15 protein-coding genes are annotated in these 19572 nt (G+C 47.3%); 5 read left to right on the plus strand and 10 right to left on the minus strand.

The features are described 5' to 3' along the window. Positions 1 to 186 precede the first annotated feature (186 nt). The 8 genes from QUB14_RS11475 to purC all read right to left on the minus strand — a co-directional run bounded on the left by QUB14_RS11475 (position 187) and on the right by purC (position 9248). On the minus strand, positions 187 to 1449 hold the full coding sequence (locus QUB14_RS11475; protein ID WP_333217061.1) for a DNA cytosine methyltransferase: 1263 nt from the start codon (positions 1447 to 1449) through the stop codon (positions 187 to 189). 136 nt (positions 1450 to 1585) lie between these two features. Continuing rightward, the gene (gene lpxB / locus QUB14_RS11480; protein WP_333217063.1) at positions 1586 to 2758 is read right to left on the minus strand and encodes a lipid-A-disaccharide synthase; all 1173 of its coding nucleotides are present in this window, start codon (positions 2756 to 2758) and stop codon (positions 1586 to 1588) included. A 190-nt stretch (positions 2759 to 2948) separates the two neighbouring features. Then, positions 2949 to 3743 carry an acyl-ACP--UDP-N-acetylglucosamine O-acyltransferase gene (gene lpxA, locus QUB14_RS11485; RefSeq protein ID WP_190658339.1) on the minus strand — a complete coding sequence of 265 codons (795 nt, stop codon included), beginning with the start codon at positions 3741 to 3743 and terminating at the stop codon, positions 2949 to 2951. Between the two features lie 220 nt (positions 3744 to 3963). Continuing rightward, positions 3964 to 4485, minus strand: coding sequence for a 3-hydroxyacyl-ACP dehydratase FabZ (gene fabZ / locus QUB14_RS11490; RefSeq protein WP_333217066.1), 522 nt, complete (start codon positions 4483 to 4485; stop codon positions 3964 to 3966). Between the two features lie 68 nt (positions 4486 to 4553). Further along, complete coding sequence (gene lpxC / locus QUB14_RS11495) at positions 4554 to 5411, minus strand: UDP-3-O-acyl-N-acetylglucosamine deacetylase (RefSeq protein ID WP_333217138.1); 858 nt, start codon at positions 5409 to 5411, stop codon at positions 4554 to 4556. A gap of 46 nt (positions 5412 to 5457) precedes the next feature. Further along, positions 5458 to 5766, minus strand: coding sequence for a hypothetical protein (locus QUB14_RS11500; RefSeq protein WP_333217068.1), 309 nt, complete (start codon positions 5764 to 5766; stop codon positions 5458 to 5460). 186 nt (positions 5767 to 5952) lie between these two features. After that, positions 5953 to 8334, minus strand: coding sequence for a BamA/TamA family outer membrane protein (locus QUB14_RS11505; protein WP_333217070.1), 2382 nt, complete (start codon positions 8332 to 8334; stop codon positions 5953 to 5955). A gap of 185 nt (positions 8335 to 8519) precedes the next feature. Then, complete coding sequence (gene purC / locus QUB14_RS11510; protein WP_190658532.1) at positions 8520 to 9248, minus strand: phosphoribosylaminoimidazolesuccinocarboxamide synthase; 729 nt, start codon at positions 9246 to 9248, stop codon at positions 8520 to 8522. A gap of 257 nt (positions 9249 to 9505) precedes the next feature. On the opposite strand from purC, the gene QUB14_RS11515 reads away from it, so the two are divergent. From QUB14_RS11515 to QUB14_RS11530, 4 genes are all read left to right on the plus strand, one after another. Next, entirely contained in the window at positions 9506 to 9937 is a 432-nt protein-coding gene (locus tag QUB14_RS11515) for a response regulator (protein ID WP_190658331.1), read from the plus strand. A gap of 124 nt (positions 9938 to 10061) precedes the next feature. Beyond that, a complete protein-coding gene (locus QUB14_RS11520; protein ID WP_333217073.1) occupies positions 10062 to 13478 on the plus strand; it encodes a response regulator in 3417 nt (1138 codons plus the stop codon). Positions 13479 to 13684: 206 nt separating this feature from the next. Further along, positions 13685 to 16015 carry a DNA phosphorothioation-associated putative methyltransferase gene (locus tag QUB14_RS11525; RefSeq protein ID WP_333217075.1) on the plus strand — a complete coding sequence of 777 codons (2331 nt, stop codon included), beginning with the start codon at positions 13685 to 13687 and terminating at the stop codon, positions 16013 to 16015. Between the two features lie 155 nt (positions 16016 to 16170). Beyond that, positions 16171 to 16761, plus strand: a complete 591-nt coding sequence (locus QUB14_RS11530; protein ID WP_333217077.1) for an SMI1/KNR4 family protein — start codon at positions 16171 to 16173, stop codon at positions 16759 to 16761. A gap of 86 nt (positions 16762 to 16847) precedes the next feature. Here QUB14_RS11530 and QUB14_RS11535 read toward each other — a convergent pair whose 3' ends face one another. Beyond that, entirely contained in the window at positions 16848 to 18020 is a 1173-nt protein-coding gene (locus tag QUB14_RS11535) for a TRC40/GET3/ArsA family transport-energizing ATPase (protein WP_172188640.1), read from the minus strand. 299 nt (positions 18021 to 18319) lie between these two features. After that, positions 18320 to 18712, minus strand: coding sequence for a DUF2358 domain-containing protein (locus QUB14_RS11540; RefSeq protein WP_333217078.1), 393 nt, complete (start codon positions 18710 to 18712; stop codon positions 18320 to 18322). Between the two features lie 137 nt (positions 18713 to 18849). On the opposite strand from QUB14_RS11540, the gene QUB14_RS11545 reads away from it, so the two are divergent. Further along, a complete protein-coding gene (locus QUB14_RS11545) occupies positions 18850 to 19458 on the plus strand; it encodes a glutathione S-transferase N-terminal domain-containing protein (protein WP_333217080.1) in 609 nt (202 codons plus the stop codon). The last annotated feature ends 114 nt before the right edge of the window (positions 19459 to 19572 follow it).

The following is a 19572-nucleotide window of genomic DNA, read 5'->3' on the forward strand; positions in this document are numbered from 1 at the left end:
TGCCGCAAACACACAGATGGCGATTGAGCACTTGAGGCGCTCAATCGCCATCATAACGGGGGTGGCTAACCCGGATTGGGTATGAGTGCAGTTTTTTTTGCCATCATAACGGGGGTAGCTAACCCGGATTTGGTATTATTAATTACTACTCACCAATTCCCCGTTAGAGATAATTAAATCTAACTCTTAACTTTTTAGATAATATTGTTCTGCTTCCGACCAATTCAGTTTAAGCAACGAATCATTTCCCCAGGTCAGTTTGAGACTCGGCTTAATTGCTGTCACGCCCAAAGCGCTAATAATCTGCGCTGCTACAACTTTCGCCAGTAGGGGCGGTACAGAATTTCCGACTTGGCGAAAACCGTGCCATTTTGTAACGTGAAATCTAAACCAGTCAGGATAGGAATGCAGTCGCGCAGCTTCCCTGACAGTAATGCACCGAGGGGTGCTCGGGTGAATCGGTCTCGGCGAAGTATAAGCCCCCCTAGCCCGGTCGGTTCCAGCCCTGAGAGTGTTGCAAACTCCCTGGGGATGAAGCTTATAAAAACGGCTGATCGGCTCTTTTTCGCCGTGTTTAGCAGCATGAAATCTTTCTATACATTCCAGAGAGTGTTGAGTTCGCAAACTACAAGAGAGAATTTGCCGATCGTACTCGCGATCGTAGGAATAATCATCATCCAAACCATCCATTCCGCGCATTATACTCGCATAAGTGCTGCACTTTCCGTACTCCGCCATCACCCAATCTCGGTGCAGCAACTCGCTGTACTTTTCCACTTCCGGCAAATCTCCGATCGCATCCCAAACTGTAGGGACAGCAGGTAAATTAACTTTTTTATAGCGTTTAGGAATTTTAACTTTCGGCAGTATAGTAGTTGGCTGAGGGTATTTTGGCAGCTCATAATCTTTTTTGCAGCCAATCAGAAATAAGCGTTTGCGAGCTTGCGGCACTCCGTAGTGAACCGCGTTGAGAACTTGATAGTTTTCTTCTACTTGATAGCCTGCTTCCAGGAAAGAGCTAATTAAAATATTCAGGAGTTCTTTGTGTTCTCCTGACGCAATTCCCGGAACATTTTCCATTACGAAAAACTTGGGTTTTAGCTCCAAAACTAAGCGCTGAAAGTGAAATATTAGAGAATTTCGCGGGTCGTCCACATCGCGCTTTCCCATCATCGAGAATCCTTGACAGGGCGAACCGCTGATTACTACGTCTATCTCGCGCCGCCCGATCGCCGATTTTTTCCTAATTTCCGAACCCGTAAGCTGTGCGACATCTTTGCACAGAATAGAACACAGGGGGAAATTAAACTGGTGTGTGGCGCAGTGAATTGGGTCAATTTCGACTGAGGCAAGTACATCAAAACCTGCTTGTTCAAAGCCCAGGGTCATGCCGCCCGCGCCTGCAAATAAATCAACAGCGATCGGTCGCTTTTTCCGATTGCTTGGCATAACATTTCAATAACAAAGTTGCTTTAAGATAAATTAAGGAAATTAACCGCGTTTCTGGCAATAAATCTGGGGTTTGTCAAGGAGCCATCTACAAAGAAACCGGGTTTATACATAACCTTTCAATACCAAAATTGCTTTAAGAAGCTGTATTTAATTTGACGTTTTTCATTATTTCCGCAGCGGCCCGATCGCACACACCCACATCTCCGAGACTTTCGCGCATTTCCCGATAACCTGCCAAAGTTTGCTGGCGTCGATCGGCATTTTGCAGCAATTCCAGTGCGTGGTTCACTATATTTTCCGCAGTAGCGTCGTCTTGCAGCAACTCAGGGACGATCGGCTTCATTTGCACCAAATTCGGCGGAGACATAAAAGGAATCGAAAATTTCAGCACGTGGCGAGCAATAATCGCCGTAATCGGACTGACGCGGTAGGCGACAACTTGCGGAACGTCGAGCAAAGCCAGCTCCAGATTAACAGTACCAGATTTAGCGATCGCCAGATCGGCAGCAGCCAAGATTTCCAGAGTTTGATTTTCTAACAAAGTAGCCCGCAAACCGTAATTCTCGATCGCCTGTGCGATTTTGCTGCGGAAAGCTTTGTTAGCAAGCGGAATCAAAAAATGAACTTCCGGCAATTTAGCTTGAATAATTTGAGCTGCCTCAAATATAACCGGCATCAGGTACTTCAGTTCTTGGTGTCTGGAAGCGGGAATTAGGGCGATCGACACCTGTTCCGGCCCAATTCCCAAAGTTTTGCGGGCAACTTCCCGGCTGGGCGCAGATTGCATTCTATCCACCAAAGGATGACCAACCCAACTCACTTGGGCTCCTTTTTTTCGATAATAACAAGCTTCTTCGGGGAAAATTGCCAAAAGTTGGTCGCTAATATTGACAATCAGATCGGTATTGCGACGAGAAATCGACCAAACCCATTCTTGAGGTGCGATGTACCAAACCACCGGCAAATCAGGCAAACAGCGGCGGATATAGCTGCCAATACCGAGATTTGGAGTCAAATAATCAATCAATACAACAGCATCGGGGCGGAAGTTTTTGAGATATTGTTTAGCTTTTTGCTGAACTTTGATCGTTGGCCAGATATACGGCACTGATTCTATCAGGCCCATAGAACCAATGCCCACAGTATCGCCTAAAATAGTAGCCCCAGCTTCTGCCATACGAGGGCCGCCCAATCCTGTTATTTCTAGCTCAAAACCAGCGGCGACAGCGTGACGTTTTAAGGCTGCAACTAACAAAGCTCCTTGCAAATCGCCAGAAACCTCACCAGTGCTGATAAAAATTTTCATAAAATCCTCGATATCATCAGTAAGGTGCCCCGGAGCAAAACTTTTTTAGCTGCGTCAAGGCTTGAAACTGACACACCCTACAGCTAACTGCTCATTGGTTTGTAGTGAGGACTTCAGTCCTCTCTGACGCGACTTTTAGCTAATAAGGACTAAAGTCCTTACTACAAACAATAGGTTTATTCTACCTCATTTACTTTTTGCCAGGAATCAAACCGCGCCGCCCTTTGGTTATAGACTGCTGCACAAATCTCCGCAGGTGCTGCAAGTGGGCGTTTTCTGGTAACAAATCCAACTGTTCCAAAGCTTGATTGAGAGTGTAGCCAGAATGGTATAAAATACGAAAAGTTTTCTTCAAAACTAGCAAATCTTCTTCTGTCAAACCAGCGCGTTGGAGACCGACTTTGTTGATTGCTCGCACTCTCGAAGGATTACCTTCGACTAGCATATAAGGAGGTACGTCTCGATCGATCCTGCTCAAGCCGCCCACCATAGACAAGCGGCCGATGTGGACAAACTGGTGAACGCCCAAAACACCGCTCAAGCGGGCTTGAGACTCGATTTTAACGTGTCCGGCTAAGGCTACAGCATTGGCGATAATTACTCGATCGGCGATCGCGCAATTGTGTCCCACATGAACATAAGCCATCAATAGATTATGATTGCCAATTGTCGTACTTTCCCCGGCTCCAGTAGCGCGGTTAATTGTCACGTATTCCCGAATTTGATTGCTGTCGCCAATTTTCACCCTAGTCGGAGAACCCTCGTATTTCAAATCTTGAGGTTCCAAACCAATCGCCGCACCGGGGAAAATTTGATTGCGAGCGCCTATTTCTGTTAGCCCGTCGATAATTGCATGAGCGCCAATCTTAGTATCCGGCCCGATTTTCACTCTTTCCCCAATTACAGCATAAGCTCCCACTTGTACAGTCGGGTGAAGTTCAGCGCCGGGATGAATCACAGCAGTTGGGTGAATCAAAGTAAGCATTTGTCAATTTTTTTGCTGGTAAGTGGGAAGGAAGTTCGGCTAAGCGCAGTGTAAGGAATTGAACGGATTTAACGGATGGATGTTGACAGAAGACGGAAGAAGGAAGAGGGAATTTTAGAAATTTTAAGATTGCGTCGTTCCGACGAACACTTAGCAGTTTTAATTTAAATTCAAAACTCACAAGTCACAATTACCCGCAAGCCCTCACCACTTCCCCAATTTAATCTACCATCGAAAACGTCAATTCTCCTTCACAAACTTTTTGTCCGTCTACTTCAGCCAGAGCCTGCATTTTTGCGAAGCGGCGGCGTTTTACCCACAGCAATTCTACAGTCATCCGCAACTGATCGCCCGGTAAAACCTGACGACGAAACTTCACTTGATCGATTCCGGTAAACATCCACAATCCTTGCTTGATGTCGGGCAACTGAGCGAGAACAATACCGCCAACTTGAGCCATAGCTTCAACAATTAATACCCCAGGCATAATTGGCCTTCCGGGAAAATGCCCTTGAAAATGTGGTTCGTTGAAAGTCACATTTTTAATTCCTATAGCCTTCTCCGACGGCACGTAATCAACAATCTTGTCAACCAGTGCAAAAGGATAGCGATGAGGCAAGAATTTCTGAATTTCTTCGAGAGTAAAAGTAGATTTAACCGCGGGAGAATCCTCACCGTTTTCAGTGGGGAGGGATTCAGAATTCGCAGTATTGAGGGTGTTAACTTCAGTCAGCGTGGACATTGCTTGAAGACTTTTGAGTGTAGTATGGCAGAAGGAATATGCAATCTTAACAGAGCACGTGTTTTTTCCTAACTTTTATCTAGCGTAGCTAGAGCTTCCGATTTCAGGGCTTGGGCGAGTTGGACGTGCAGATTGTGACTGGCTTTGTAAGCCAAGTAGTGAGCTTTTGGCCAAGTTCCGAGCAGACTGAGGTCGCCTACTAAGTCTAGGATTTTATGGCGCACCGGTTCGTTTGTAAATCTCAAAGGCGGGTTGAGCCACCCGGATCGATCGCAAACTAGGGCGTTCTCTAGGGTACCACCTTTGATCAAACCTGCTTGTCGCAATTGGTCAACTTGGCGAGCAAGTCCAAAAGTGCGGGCTGGGGCGATCGCCGTCGCAAAACTTTCTGCCTCTGGCGACCAACTGTACCATTGATTGCCGATCGCCTGTTCCTCAAAATCAATTCCGTAACTAAATCGAGTTTCGGCTGAGGGTAAAGCCGCTGCAAAAGCATCCCCGTGACGCACCCAAATAGGCTGTTCTAGGACGCAGGAGGAAGTGGGGTATTGCTTCGATTCTTGAGGAACTAAGCCGGTATGGGCGATCGCCTCTACCCAAACCAGAGCCGAACCGTCCAGCAGCGGCACTTCCGGCCCATCAACCTCTATTCGAGCATTATCCGCTCCCATCCCCGCCAAAGCGCCTAATAAATGCTCTACAGTGCGAATTCGATCGCCAGCAGCATTTGCCAGTTCAGTAGAAAGTGCAGTCTGACAAACCGCCTCAACTGTTGCAGGAATTCTGCGATCGGCCGACAAGTCAATTCTGACAAAATAGCGACCTTCTCCAACAGCAGCAGGCAAAACTCGGACGCGAGTTTGTTCGCCGCTGTGCAAACCAATTCCCGACAGTTCAAATTCAGATTTTAGGGTGTGAATAGTCATTTGGAAGAAGGAAGAAGGAACAAGGAAGTTAACCGTAGTTAACTCCTTAACCACATCCTAAGATGTGCTTAACGCCCTCGACTACAGCCACCACAGCCGCGATATCTAAAAGTGACTGGAATGGCACTATTATCGAGGTGATGCTAGCTCCAATTGCAAGACCTCCTAGAACCTTTGCTACTACGGCGGGTATTGTAATTAACATAGCTGGCACATTAGCTGTAGCAGCAAAGGTTAAAAGTCCCCCCATTAGAGCAATGATCGCGATTAACTCCGACGGTCCGACAGTATGACAAGAGCTAGTTTCTGCTATTTGAGTAAATTGCAATAACAGCATCGGAAAAAATGGATTCATATTGGGTTGGTGGTAATGCGTACTCTACGATTCTAGCAAACGCAAGAGCGTCAGAGTCCCCTAGCCACGCGAGGCAGAGCCTCTAGACATCGGTTCCCAAGCAGAGCCCGGGAACCAGTTCAATCACCAATTACCCATTACTCCTAACTAATGACTAATGACCACTGACTAATGACTCTTCGTTAATTAGAACCGCTCGCCAATCCCAAAGTGAATTTGATTGTCGCCGGTGTCGTTGATACCGTAATCGATCCGGATCGGTCCTAAAGGAGATTGAATCCGCACGCCGAGGCCGTAACCGTAACCGCTACCCGGCTTTCCGCGGATACCGGCAGGGTCGCCCGGGACATCTTTGCCCGTGCCCAAGTCGGTGCCAGCATCCAAAAATAGCGCTCCGCCGATAAACGAAATAATCGGGAAACGGTACTCAACGCTGGCTTCTAGGAAACTGCGACCAGCTCCCAGGTCGCCTTCGTCGTATCCGCGCACCGAGTTGGCGCCGCCTAAGGCGAAGGCTTCGTAGGGAGGCAAATCTCCGAATATGGTGCCGCCTCTAAAACTGAATGCCAGGGTTTGAGGGCCGGGGGTAAAGTTAGTGTACTTGACTGGTAGGTACAGGCTGTAGCTGGCCCGCAGGCGGTTTAACAGGATGCTGCCGGAACCTACAGGAATCGACTGTTCCATCCCAAACCTGAGCAGGGAACCGCTAGTGGGGCGGAGGGGGTCGTTGCGCCGATCGCGCACAGCGCCTGCTTGCAATGTTGTCAAGTCATCCGAACCCGAATTGCTAAAACTTAACAGGTTGCCGAGTTCGTCCCGGGATTCGCGCCTGCCTTTGCGATCGGTAATTGAGACTCGCTGGTACTGCAAGCCGACTGAAGCTGTCCACTCAGCATCGGCAAAAGGATTGCGCGACAGGGGACGGGTGAAATTGATGCCGGCACCGGTGCGATTGATGCGGGGTCGATCCTCGTTGGGCAATCTGACTTCCCGTTCGCCGCCGTCAAAAATCACGCTGATCGATCGTCTTCTAAACGCATTAATCGTATAAGAAGTCCGGTAAGGATCGCCCGCAATCCAGGGGTCAGTAAAACTCAGGTCAAACAGATTTTGGCGTTCCCCGATTTGTACTTCAGCGCCCAACTTCTGGTTCCTACCGCCCAAGTTTTGCTGCTGGTAACTCAGCGTACCGAACAAACCCGTCGCGGAACTCAAACCCGCACCAGCCGCCAGAGAACCGGTATTTTTCTCGATGACGTTGACAATTACCCTTGCCTTGCGGGGGTCAGTCGTTCCCGGTTCCAAGGCAAGTCGCACGTCTTCAAAAATTCCCAAACCAAACACCCGTCTCAAATCTCTTTCCGCCTTGGTGCGGTTAAAGATGTCTCCGGGCTTGAGTTCTACTTCGCGGGTGACGACAAAGCGACGGGTGTTGCCTCCGATCGGCTGACCCGTGGCATCTGTTGCCTCTCCCTCCTTGTTCAGGAAGCGGACATCAACCGATTCGATCTGGCCTTCTGCCACTACCAGGGTTACTGTGCCGTCGTCTCCTACTTGCGGGGCATCAGTGATTTGGCCCAAAACATAGCCGTTCTCTTGATACCACGCATTAATTTTTTTCACTCCCTCCTCAAAGCGGCGGAGGTTGAGAATTTTGCCGTATTGATCGCGGAAGCTTTCGTCAATTACGCTTTGGGGCAGCACTTGCTGACCGGTGATTGTCACTCCCCGCAGCACCGGATTTGGCTGCACAATAAAAGTCACCCGGACGCCCAATGGGGTGTCTTCGGGTACTGCCCGCACGTTTCTGAAAAAGCCTGTGGCAAAAATGGCGTTGATGTCTTGTTGCAGTTGGCTGCGGTTGGTCGTGCGTCCCGGTTGGGTGCTGATGACTCGGTAAATTTCGCTTTCCAGCTCGTCCGTCGCCCCGGTGACTGTCACTTCTGCAACTAGCACTTGCGGTTCTGCCGCCCCGGCGGGTGCGGGGGTTTGTCTGGGCTGCGGTGCTGGGCCAGGGGGTAATGGGGGAACGGTGTTAGCCGGCGGTCCCGTCGGGGCCGGTCTGGGGGTAACTTGGGCGTTTTGAGCGATCGCCCCTGATTCCTCTGGTTTCCCTAGCTCTGCTGCGATCCAGGCGGGCGTTACAGCCGATTCCTCGGGGGGGAGCGAGCTGTCCTGTTGCGCCTCTGGCAGGGCGTTTTGGCTGCTAGAGGCGGAGGAGGGGTTGGATGCTAGCTCGGGTTTGAGTTGAAGGATCAGAGGTGAAACCGGCGAAGGCGGTTCTGTGACTCGATCTGGGGGTTGGTCCTTGGGTTCTCCTCTGCCAGGGGCCTCAGCTATTTTTAGGGCTTCCCCTTTGCCGGTTTTAGCGGCTTTGCGGTTTTGAGGAGGGTTTTGGGTTAATTCTGGAATGGGGCGATCGGGTAATTCGATCGACGGGGCAGGCGGAACGGCAGCCAAAGCTTCCTCTGCTGATTCAGAGTAGGATGTTTGGCCGCTTGCCGAATTTGATAACCCGAATGTTGCTGAGGCAGTAAAAACTGCCACCAATACAGCAGATAAACGCATTTTTGTTCACTTTTTTGGGCAATCCACACACCACATTAGTCATTAGTCATTAGTCATTAGTCATTAGTTATATAAGTCGGTTGAATTTCGCGCTGACCGCTAATTGATGACTGTTGACCGCTGATTGCTGACATCGAAAGCAGAAGGGTGACAAACTGTGCAATTCTAGCGCATTACCAAGGCCTCTAGACTTTCTGAGCGAGAACGCGTTGGAGAACTTGTTGGTAAGCGGTTTCTACCGATCCTAAGTCGCGGCGGAATCGGTCTTTGTCCATAACACGGGCGTCGGGGTCGGCTTCTGCGTTGTCCCAGAGGCGGCAGGTGTCGGGACTGATTTCGTCGGCGAGGATCAGATTTTGATGTTGGTCGATACCGAATTCTAGTTTGAAGTCTACCAGGGTGATGCCGCACTGGCTGAAAAATTCTTTGAGTATTTCGTTAATTTCGCGGGCGGCGATTTCTAGTTGGTCTACTTGTTGGGGGGTGGCTAGCTGCATTAGCAGCAGCCTGTCGCGGGTCAGCAGCGGGTCTCCCAAATCGTCGTTTTTGTAATAAAACTCCACCAGCGGCGGATTGATAATTGTGCCGAGGGCGAGTCCGGTTTGCTTGCAAAGGCTGCCAGCGGCAATGTTTCTGACTACGACTTCCAACGGCAAGATTTGGACGCGACAGACTCGCATTTGGTTGGGGGCCGGCGTGTCGATGAAGTGGGTGGGGATGCCTTTGGCTTCTAGCATCCGAAACAGGTGGGCGGATACGGCGCAGTTGATTTCGCCTTTGCCGACGATGCTGCCGCGTTTCTGGGCGTTAAAGGCTGTAGCGTCGTCTTTGAAGTGGGTCAGCAAAATTTCGCTGTCTTCGGTGGAGTAGAGGATTTTGGCTTTGCCTTCGTAGAGTTTGCGATCGGCTGACATGGCGATTAATAATGTAGATGAGTTTTAGATTTTACCGTAGCTCGATCGGGCGTTATTGGCGAGTTTTTGGATCTCGGCTGCGCCCCTCAGAGCATGAGGGGCGAGTACACCTGCAGGTAGATCCCGCGAGCGGCCCAGGCATAAATGATTCTTGACAAAGGACAATAGAGATTAAACCTGCTGGGTTCGCGATCCGTGCGGGCTAAACCTCGCCAACGAGACTGGCGCTTAAAAAACATCTGCAAAGTGGCTCATTTATGGAAGACAAAAAAATTCATATTCTCTTGGTAGAAGATGATGAGGTTGATGTGATGAACGTCCGGCGAGCATTCAAAAAAAATAACATCGTCAACCCCCTCTACATTGCTGCCAATGGATTAGAAGCTCTATCTATATTGCGTGGAGAAGGAAAAATAGATCCTCCAATGCCTCAAGCGCGCCGGTTGATTTTGCTGGACTTGAATATGCCGAGAATGAGCGGGATCGAGTTTTTGCAAGAATTGCGACTGGATGAATGTTTGAGGTCGATTCCGGTAATCGTCCTCACGACTTCTAATGAAGATAGAGATAAAGTAAAAGCTTATAATTTGAATGTAGCTGGCTATATTCTTAAACCTGTTACTTTTTCTAACTTTGTGGAAGTGATGGCTACCCTAAACAGATACTGGATGCTGAGTGAAATTCCCTAAAATAGGGGAAATTTAATAAAAAATATATTTTTTAATGTGGCTTGGTGATTTTTCAGGAATGCAGTTGTTTTAATTCTTTTTTCCAGACTGCAGCTTTTTCGGAGTAATCCACAATTCGGTTGTTATGGACAAAATTCTCACAATTCTGATAGTTGATGACGATGCAGTCGATCGAATGGCGATCAAACGCTCGCTCAAGTCCGCTGGTGTTTCGGCAGAAGTTACTGAGGCAGAAGACTGCGCGGATGCCCTGACCAAACTCTCGGTTAGCAAAAATTCTACCCAGGCTACCGCAAAACTCTCCAAACACAATAAATCTCAACCTTTAAGGGAGGTTGAGGAGACAGAAAAGGGGCTGTTATTAAATCAAATATTTGAGTGCAAATTTGACTGCGTATTGCTAGACTACGGATTGCCGGACGGAGACGGACTGAGTTTGGTAAAACATCTACGAGAAGCTGGGCTGAAAGTTCCCTTAATTGTGCTCACAGGTCAAGGCGACGAACAAATCGCTGTGGAATTGATGAAGGCAGGAGCTTCTGATTATATTGCTAAAAATAAGCTTTCTCCCGAAAGTTTGTCCCGCAGTTTGTCCAATGCCATGCGCGTTTACCGCGCAGAATTTCAGGCGTTTCATACCAGTCAAAAACTCAAGGAAAGTGAAGAACGATACAGGTTAGTTTTAGAGGGAGTGAACGACGGAATTTGGGATTGGGATTTAAGTAAAAATGAGGTTTATTGGAACGATCGCCTTTTGGAAATTATCGGTTTGTCGCGAAAGCAATTTGGCAGGACTATGGACGCTCTATACAACCGCCTGCACCCCGATGACAAGGAGGGAATCGTCGCGGCGATCGCCGCTCACTTGGAACAAGAAATAGACTATAATGTAGAATTCCGGCTGCTACACTCGAACGGTCTTTACCGCTACTGCACTTCTCAGGGAAAAGCTCAACGGAATTCCCAAGGAAAACCGCTGCGGATGGCCGGTATGATTAGCGACATTACTGAGCGGAAACAGGCGGAAGATGCTCTGGAAAGGGAACGGCAGCAACTGAGACAAATTATTACTTGCGTGCCTGTAGCAATGGCGATGTTCGATACACAAATGCGCTATATGGCTAACTCTAAAAAATGGGTTAGTCAATTTAATTTGGACTTGCCGTCCCTGAATAATCTCAGCCATTACGAATTGTTTCCAGATACGCCGAATCGCTGGAAAGTAATGTACCAACAAGCGCTCAAAGGTCAGGTAGTTTCTGTGAGCGAAGATGCCTGGGAACGAGCAGACGGATCTGTTCTGTACCTGCGGTGGGCGGCTCACCCTTGGTACGATCCAGACGAGAAAGTCGGGGGAATTGTGATGGTTGCCGACAAGATTAATGAGTTGGTGGAAGGGCGGGAAACTGCCTTAGAAGCGAGCCGGGTGAAGTCGCAATTCTTGGCCAACATGAGTCACGAAATTCGCACTCCGATGAATGGGGTTTTGGCAATGGCTCAGTTGCTGCTGCGCGCTCCACTGGAACCGAAACAGCGGGATTGCGCTCAGACTATTTACCGCAGTGCTGAACATTTGCTGAACGTTATTAATGATATCCTCGATTTCTCTAAGATTGAAGCTGGAGAAATGCGGCTGGAAAAGGGTAATTTTGACTTGGATAGGTGCGTTGAGTCGGTGATAGAAATGGTAGCGCATTTGGCCGAAGAAAAAGGTATTGAATTGAATATTTTAGTTGACAGCTCGGTGCCGAGGAAGTTGGTGGGCGACTCGGGCAGATTGAAGCAAGTTTTGCTGAATTTGACGGGTAATGCGATAAAATTTACCGATCGCGGTCAAGTTCTAGTTCACGTAACTGTGAAACAGGGCAACCGACGGGCAGACGGTAGACAAGAAGCAAGATTGCTATTTTCGGTGCGGGATACTGGCATTGGAATTTCGGCAGAAGGGCAAACAAAGCTGTTCCAATCTTTTTCTCAGGTAGACGATTCTCCTACTAGGCCTTACGGCGGGACGGGTTTGGGGTTGGCTATTTGCAAGCAGTTAGTGGAGATGATGTCCGGCGAGATTGGAGTTCGCAGTTTGCTAGGCAGCGGTTCGACTTTTTGGTTTACTGTACCTTTGGAAAAACAGTTGCCAGTTGAGCCTCACGATCCTGAAGTTGCGGGCAAGAAACTGTTAGTAGTCTCTGGAAGCGCTTTAAGGAGGGCAGCGGTGCGATCGCTCGCTCAAAGTTGGGGTGCGCGCTGCGACGAGGCAGAAACTGCTGCTGAGGCTTTGAGTTGGTTGAACAATGCCCTGGGCGGGATTTCTCAGAATTCGGGAGAGGGGGGAAAAAGCTGGGATGTGGTGCTTGTGGACTTGCAAATGCCGGAGTTGGATGCGGAGGAATTTGCTAGGAAAGTGCGATCGACCTCTATAGTTGGTTCGTTAATCGCCATGACTGCTTTGCGGGAACAGCCGAAGGCTGAATCGCTTTGCCGTCAGGGCTTTAACAGATATTTGATCGAGCCAGTGCGGCCAAGCCACCTGCTTGAGGCAATGCTTGCGCCGGTGAAGGGAACGGGAGATTTTGGGAGAGTGGAGGCTGCTAATACTTGCAAGTTGCCACCAGTTAATTCTCAATATGTTACTTCCGATTCGCCGTCATCGCTGAGAATTTTGGTGGCGGAAGACCACCCGATCAATCAACAAGTTCTTGTTGAACAGTTGGCAGTTTTAGGCTATCAGGCTGACTGCGTGGTCAACGGTCAAGAAGCGCTGGAGTTGCTCGCAAAAAAAAGCTATGATTTAGTGCTGATGGACTGTCAAATGCCGGTACTTGACGGTTACAAAACGGCGCAAAAGCTGAGGGAGATCGAAGGAAGCGATCGGCATACTTTTGTGATGGCTTTAACTGCTCATGCTATGCCGGGGGAACGAGAAAAGTGTCTGGCGGCGGGGATGGATGATTATCTCAGCAAACCTGTAGATTTAGATGCTTTGGCGGCGGCCCTGAAAAAGTATGAAGCTCTAAATGTTCAGGGTGAAAATAAGTATGGAGTTAAAAGTATTAATTCGGAAAATAAATCTCAATTAGCAACAAATTATACAGAAGTTGTGGAAAAAGCGCAGGTTGTGGCTGGGCAGGCACCAAGGGCGATCGCACTTCAAACTTGGGAACATAGAGACTACGACGGACTGTTCGACAAGAGCAGATTGGAGCAACTCGGACGAGTTAATATTAAATTGCCCGAGCGGCTTTTGCAAGCTTTTGTGGCAGACGCCCAAGCTGATATGGCTGCTGCCAAAATAGCTGTAGAAGCTAAAGATTGGCAAGCTGTGGAATATCAAGCACACCGTCTCAAGGGAACTTCGGCTAATGTGGGAGTTGCTCTGATGTCGGATTTGGCCGCACAATTGGAGCATCAAGCGCGAGGCTTTCAATCTGAACCACCAGGGGGGGAATTGTTAAATATTGAGAGGGTTGAGAACATATTAGTGAGTTTGTCCAGTCATTTAGCCCGTGTTCAAGAATTTGTGGAAACTCGAATGTTTGGTTAATATCTTACTCGCTCGGAGTCGATATTAGTCGGCGATTAAAAGCCCCATTACAAAAACGAAGTCCCTCTCTAAGAGACTAAGAAATAAAGCGGTACGGTACGGAGTGTGCATCCTACATATAGAAATTCTACGAAAATTTTGTTTGTTTCTTTACTCCGTTTCCTCTGCGTTCTCTGCGGTTAATTAAAAAAATAATTAATTTAGCTATGAATTACGATACCAGTACAAACACTATTTTAGATAGCGATTCATTAGAAAATGATGAAAAACGGCTAACGCCTTTGATGATTTTTGCTCGGGAAGTTTTATTGTATGAAAATGAGGCTATCTCTGAGCAAGATTCGGCTGTAAATGCTGTGCCGTCCCCGCGCGATGAAATAACTAATTTATGTGTTGACAATCTCCTAGCAAAAGTGGCTCGCTGCTGTCGGGAAAGCAAGGTGGGAAAAAAATTACCGACGGCTTTTTACGTTCACGTTTCGGCTTTGCAGACACTCAACCCTGTCCTCGGAATCTACGAAAATTGTGCCAGACGCAATCTCGAAAATATTGATGAAGCAACTTTAGTTAAAATTTCACTTTATCAACCTAAAATATCTTATCTTTTTTACCCTGATTTCGATACAGATGCTCATCCTGCTTTGCAAACCAGCCTCCAAATTAATCTAGCAACAGGGGAAGTTAAATATTTCGATTACAGCAACAGCGAAAATCCCCCGGTTTTGCACCGTAAGGAAACTTTTGTAGCTGCAGATTATCCCAATTACGAAAAGTTTGCGCGGCTGACTCGCTGCGAGGAAAAGTGGGGGCTGCTTGACAATACTAGCGTTATCGGCACTCGCGAGGGTTGGCTCAAATATTTGGGATATTGCGGTGTAGAAATCCAAGATCATACTGTTGTCGAGCGTTTGAAACAGGAGAATAGCGAGGTATCAATTCCTAAGATCGAGCGGCACAAAGCTGCAATGGTACGCAATTCCCTTTCTAAACCCCTGCGTCTGGTTTTAGAAGCGGATTTAGCGATGGACGGGGCGACTTTTTTTGATTACGGTTGCGGTTACGGCGGGGATGTTAAATATATTGCACAAGAGGGTTATGCTATTTCTGGTTGGGACCCATACTATCAGCCGGATACTCCGCGAATTTGTGCTGATATTGTGAATATTGGTTATGTGATTAATGTCATTGAATCTTTGGCGGAACGACGAGAAGCTTTGCTGAATGCTTGGGGATTGACTAAAAAATTATTAGTGGTAGCAGCTCAGGTTTTGATTGACGATCGCCAACAAGGTCAAATTGCTTATGGGGATGGGGTGATTACTTCTCGAAATACTTTTCAAAAGTATTACGAACAGGAAGAGTTGAAGGTTTATATTGACCAAGTTTTGAGTGTGGATGCAATTCCTGTTGCTTTGGGGATTTATTTTGTGTTTCGGGATGCAGCGGAGGGTGAAGGTTTTCGCGCTTCTCGGTTTCGATCGCACTTATCGACTCCCAGAGTGCGATCGCAAGTTAAGCGGTTTGAGGATTATGCGGAAATGCTGGCTCCTTTGATGGCTTTTGTGAGCGATCGGGGCCGGCTTCCAGTTAAAGGCGAACTAGCGGAAGAATCGGCGATTAAGGAGGAATTTCACAGTTTTAATCGCGCTTGGAGAGTCATTTTGCAAGCAACGGATGCGGATGATTGGGAGAAAATTGCCGACAAGCGCCGCCAAGATTTGCTGGTATATCTCGCTCTCAACGGTTTGGGCGATCGACCTTCAATGCGCCGACTCCCGGCTCAAATCCGCCATGACATCAAAGGTTTGTTTGACAATTATCAAAAAGCTTGCACCTTGGCAGATTTAATGCTATATAGTCTGAGCAAACCTGATATTGTTGCGGATTGCTGCGAAGATAGTGCGATCGGCTACAAACAGCCCGGTTCCCTTTCAGTTCATGTCTCTGCATTAGAAGAACTAGACCCTTTACTCCGGCTCTACGAAGGCTGCGCCAACCGCACAATTGGCAGACTTGACGGCGCCACAATCATCAAATTTTACGCTCGCAAACCTCAAATTTCCTATTTATTTTATCCCGATTTTGACACTAACCCGCATCCAGCCCTCCACACGGCTATGCACATACATTTGCGCGACCTTTCTGTCAGCTATCAAGACTATTCAGATTTGTACAATCCGCCAATTTTAGTGAGAAAAGAAGCTTTTGTTAGTCCTAATTATCCCCATTACGAAAAGTTTGCGAAACTCACCCGCCAAGAGGAAAAGTTAGGCATTCTCGATAGTGGCGCAGTTAAGAAACATCGGGAGTGGGTTAAGTGTTTAGAGGAAAACTGCGTTAAAATTAAGGATCATAAGTTGTTTTGGCGATCGAATGCTGACCCAGAAAGGTTGAAAATGCTGCAAAAAGCTGCGGCGGAACGTCAGCAGAAAAAGATTGAGTTTAATGCAGGAAAGAGTGAACAAACCGCAGAGGACGCAGAGGAGGGAAAAGAAGATGGACAAAAGGTTCAGATTGAAGCAGTTGAGCGTGGTTAGAATTGCTATAATCACCGGAGCGATCGTTAGAGTCGATAAAAAGTAGCAGGCAAAGAGAGTCAGCACCCCGCTTTAATTTTAGGCGGTTAAGACCGCTATCTCGCTTTCCTCTGAACTCTCGCATAGACTGAGTTTCCAGCTTCGGAGGTTTTCTCATGAAAATAATTTGGGAAAGAATTGATAATTGGCTGGCAGCCAATGCACCTCAAGTGCTGAAAACTCTCAGACCTGGCGCTACTGATGAGGAGATTTATCGGGCAGAAGCATTCTTTGGTGTAGAGTTTCCCGAAGATTTCAAGCTGTCTTACCGCGTGCATAACGGTCAGGATGAAGAATCTTATTCCCTGTTCCCCCACTTGGAGTTCCTCTCTCTCCAAAGCGCGATCGAAATATCTGAAAAATGGCAGGATTGTTCAGACGATAATTTTAGGTGCGATCGTGACGACATTTTTGAAGGAATCTGGAACGGTTGGTGGAACCAGAATTGGATTCCATTCACAATGGAAGGCAATGGTGCTTGCGAATGCGTAGATTTAGCCCCAGCAGCAGGCGGAAATGTTGGACAAGTCATTATTGTAGAGTGGCAGGAGGCTACTAGAGGGCTTATTGCACCTAGTTTTCGAGTTTATCTGGAAACCTTTGCAGATGCACTAGAACGAGGAGAATATCGGTTCTCTGAGGATGGTTATGGGTTAGTCGATCTAGTTGACTTTGAAATACTCGATCGTGCAGTTGGTAATGGTTGATACCGCCCATAGACTGCACCCAATGTCCTCCAGAGAGGTAGGACTTACGCAGGTACACTACATATAGCGTGCCTGCGTAAGTTCTGTTAAGCAAACTTAATCTTCAAATAATCATCCTCCATCTTCGCTCCCGAAGGTTGCAGCGCCGCTAAAGCTTGCGGCAACACCAAATTACGGCGGTGATTCCCAATCCGAACATTCAACTCATCTCCCGTTTTGCTCAACTGGATCTGATCCTTAGCAATTCCGGGCAAATACAGCTCAAGACTATATTGATTGTTTTCCTGCACAATCTTAATCGTATTTTCTTTGTAATAAACTTGACTGGGATCTTCGTCTTTGTAAAGCGTTTCTTTCAACCGTTCCAAAGCTGCCAAACCGCACATTTCTTCTGAATAAAGTGGCACCTCCTTAACTGGCAGCGGCATGAAATCTGAGTGAATTTCCTGACGGTACTGTTCCTGGCTTTCTTTCCACCGTTTGAAAAATGGGTCAGTTACTTCTGCAGGAATAATCCGGTTAGCTACTACTAAATCTGTGGCTACATTGTACAAACTCAAATAGGCATGAGCCCGCAGAGACTCTTTAATTACCATTTTTTCGGGATTGGTAACTAACCTTACCGAAGTCACGGTATTGTCAGTTAAAACCTTTTCCAAAGCTTCAATTTGTTCGTAAAATTCGTAAGGTGCATCCATCACCTCTTTGTCTGGTAAAGAAAAACCCGCAATTGGTCTAAAAATAGGTTCAACTAAAGGCCGAAGGGCGGCTGATATGCCTTGCAGCGGTTTGTAAAATTTTCTCATGTACCAGCCGCCAACTTCCGGCAAACTTAGCAGTCTCAATGCTGTGCCCGTCGGAGCCGAATCGATAATTAAAACATCAAATTCGCCTTCGTCGTAATGCCGCTTCATTCGCACTAAACCGAAGATTTCATCCATTCCTGGCAAAATTGCCAATTCTTCAGCTTGCACTCCTTCGAGTCCCTGCGCTCGCAAAACTTGAGTAATGTAGCGCTTAACTGCTCCCCAATTGCCTTCTAATTCCCTGAGAGCGTCTAATTCTGCTCCCCACAAATTCGGTTTCACCAGCCGCGAATCGTGTCCGAGTTCCATGTCAAAGCTGTCAGCTAAGGAGTGAGCGGGATCTGTACTCAGCACTAGGGTTTTGTATCCCAATTCGGCACAGCGCAGCCCAGTCGCAGCGGCTACAGAGGTTTTGCCGACGCCGCCTTTTCCGGTCATTAATATTAAGCGCATTGATTGTTTAGCTCGCCTGAAAATTCTTTACTTCTTTATTGTAACGTTCTGTAACAGAGATTAATTTAGTGGGCGCTTAATTTTGGCGATCGCCCACCGCTGAACACAGCGCCTTTCCTGTGACTCACGAAATTGCTGCAAAGTCAAGATCAGTTAAAATTATTTATCTCAGATATCAATTGCAACAAATAAAAATCCATCAGCGTTCATCTGTGTTTATCTGCTAAAATCGGCGGTTAAAAAAGGGATCTCGCTCTTCAAACACTATTTTTTATTGCTAAAAAACCTAACAAAAATTCTCAAACATTAGTTTTCAGAGGAAATACAAGCTGTTTGAGCACATCCAACCGCGAACAGTCCCAGTAATCGATGTGAGAAACAATTAAACCGTCACTGTTGACTTTCAGTTCGCTCCTACCGGCGATCGCCATTTTCGGCTTCCAAGGTAGCGGTGCGATCCAGCTCAGAGTCCAGCGAGTGTCTATAGTATCTCCCGACTGCGAAATCCCGTGCAAATCGAGATTTACATCCTGAAAAAAAGTCCCCATAAACCCGATCATTTTGCGGTAGCGATCGACTCCTGTAAATCGATTCACCGGATCCTCAAAATAAACATCTTTTGCATAGATGCTGTAAGTCTGATTATCGGGAAATCTTTGATAATCGTCTTTGAGAATTTCAATAATGTCCATTTCGAGCGATCGTTATTCTTATATTATTAGAATATAATTTTAACACAAGAAAGCGAAAATCCGCAATTGTCGTCCAAATTGTGATAATATATCGGGTTATTTCCTGCCTTGCCAACTTTCAACTTAACATCACAACTATGATTGACCTCTACACTTTTACCACCCCGAACGGTCGCAAAGTCTCGATCATGCTCGAAGAAATAGGTTTACCCTACAACGTGCACGTCATCGACATCACAAAAAACGACCAATTTAGCCCAGAGTTCATCGCAATCAACCCCAACAGCAAAATTCCGGCGATAGTCGATCGAGATAACGGCATCACCGTCTTCGAGTCCGGCGCTATTCTAATCTATCTTGCCGAAAAAAGCGGCAGATTTCTGCCCACAGACAAACAAAAATACTTTCAAGTTATAGAGTGGCTGATGTTTCAAATGGCCAGCGTCGGCCCGATGTTTGGTCAGCTAAACCACTTCAAACGCTTTGCACCCGAACAAATTCCCTATGCGATTGGGCGCTACGAAAAAGAAACCTTGCGCCTCTACGGAGTATTAGACACTCAACTAGCAAAATATGAATATATCTGCGGCGACTATTCTATCGCCGACATTGCTACCTATCCCTGGGTTGCTATTTACGAATTTCAAGGATTAAGCCTCGACAATCATCCCCACCTTAAACGTTGGGTAGAAACCTTGCAGAAGCGTCCCGCAGTTGAGCGCGGAATGGCTGTTCCATCATTATAAACCCCCCATCTAAATTGTATTTTCGGGAGGGCGGGACACCCCACAAGCAAGTTGACTTTTGTGGAACGGGCTTCTAGCCCGTTCTTAATAAACAGCGGGCGGGCTAGAAGCCCA

Origin of the sequence: Microcoleus sp. B3-D2, assembly GCF_036705345.1 — a bacterium.
Taxonomy (GTDB): Bacteria; Cyanobacteriota; Cyanobacteriia; order Cyanobacteriales; family Microcoleaceae; genus Microcoleus.

Excerpts from the sequence above, each read along its gene's own strand:
- QUB14_RS11545 (WP_333217080.1), top strand. The coding sequence starts at position 18,850 with ATGATTGACCTCTACACTTTTACCACCCCGAACGGTCGCAAAGTCTCG.
- QUB14_RS11505 (WP_333217070.1), bottom strand. The coding sequence starts at position 8,334 with ATGCGTTTATCTGCTGTATTGGTGGCAGTTTTTACTGCCTCAGCAACA.
- QUB14_RS11535 (WP_172188640.1), bottom strand. The coding sequence starts at position 18,020 with ATGCGCTTAATATTAATGACCGGAAAAGGCGGCGTCGGCAAAACCTCT.
- QUB14_RS11525 (WP_333217075.1), top strand. The coding sequence starts at position 13,685 with ATGAATTACGATACCAGTACAAACACTATTTTAGATAGCGATTCATTA.
- lpxB (WP_333217063.1), bottom strand. The coding sequence starts at position 2,758 with ATGAAAATTTTTATCAGCACTGGTGAGGTTTCTGGCGATTTGCAAGGA.
- lpxA (WP_190658339.1), bottom strand. The coding sequence starts at position 3,743 with ATGCTTACTTTGATTCACCCAACTGCTGTGATTCATCCCGGCGCTGAA.
- QUB14_RS11520 (WP_333217073.1), top strand. The coding sequence starts at position 10,062 with ATGGACAAAATTCTCACAATTCTGATAGTTGATGACGATGCAGTCGAT.
- QUB14_RS11515 (WP_190658331.1), top strand. The coding sequence starts at position 9,506 with ATGGAAGACAAAAAAATTCATATTCTCTTGGTAGAAGATGATGAGGTT.
- QUB14_RS11530 (WP_333217077.1), top strand. The coding sequence starts at position 16,171 with ATGAAAATAATTTGGGAAAGAATTGATAATTGGCTGGCAGCCAATGCA.
- QUB14_RS11540 (WP_333217078.1), bottom strand. The coding sequence starts at position 18,712 with ATGGACATTATTGAAATTCTCAAAGACGATTATCAAAGATTTCCCGAT.
- purC (WP_190658532.1), bottom strand. The coding sequence starts at position 9,248 with ATGTCAGCCGATCGCAAACTCTACGAAGGCAAAGCCAAAATCCTCTAC.
- lpxC (WP_333217138.1), bottom strand. The coding sequence starts at position 5,411 with ATGACTATTCACACCCTAAAATCTGAATTTGAACTGTCGGGAATTGGT.
- QUB14_RS11475 (WP_333217061.1), bottom strand. The coding sequence starts at position 1,449 with ATGCCAAGCAATCGGAAAAAGCGACCGATCGCTGTTGATTTATTTGCA.
- QUB14_RS11500 (WP_333217068.1), bottom strand. The coding sequence starts at position 5,766 with ATGAATCCATTTTTTCCGATGCTGTTATTGCAATTTACTCAAATAGCA.
- fabZ (WP_333217066.1), bottom strand. The coding sequence starts at position 4,485 with ATGTCCACGCTGACTGAAGTTAACACCCTCAATACTGCGAATTCTGAA.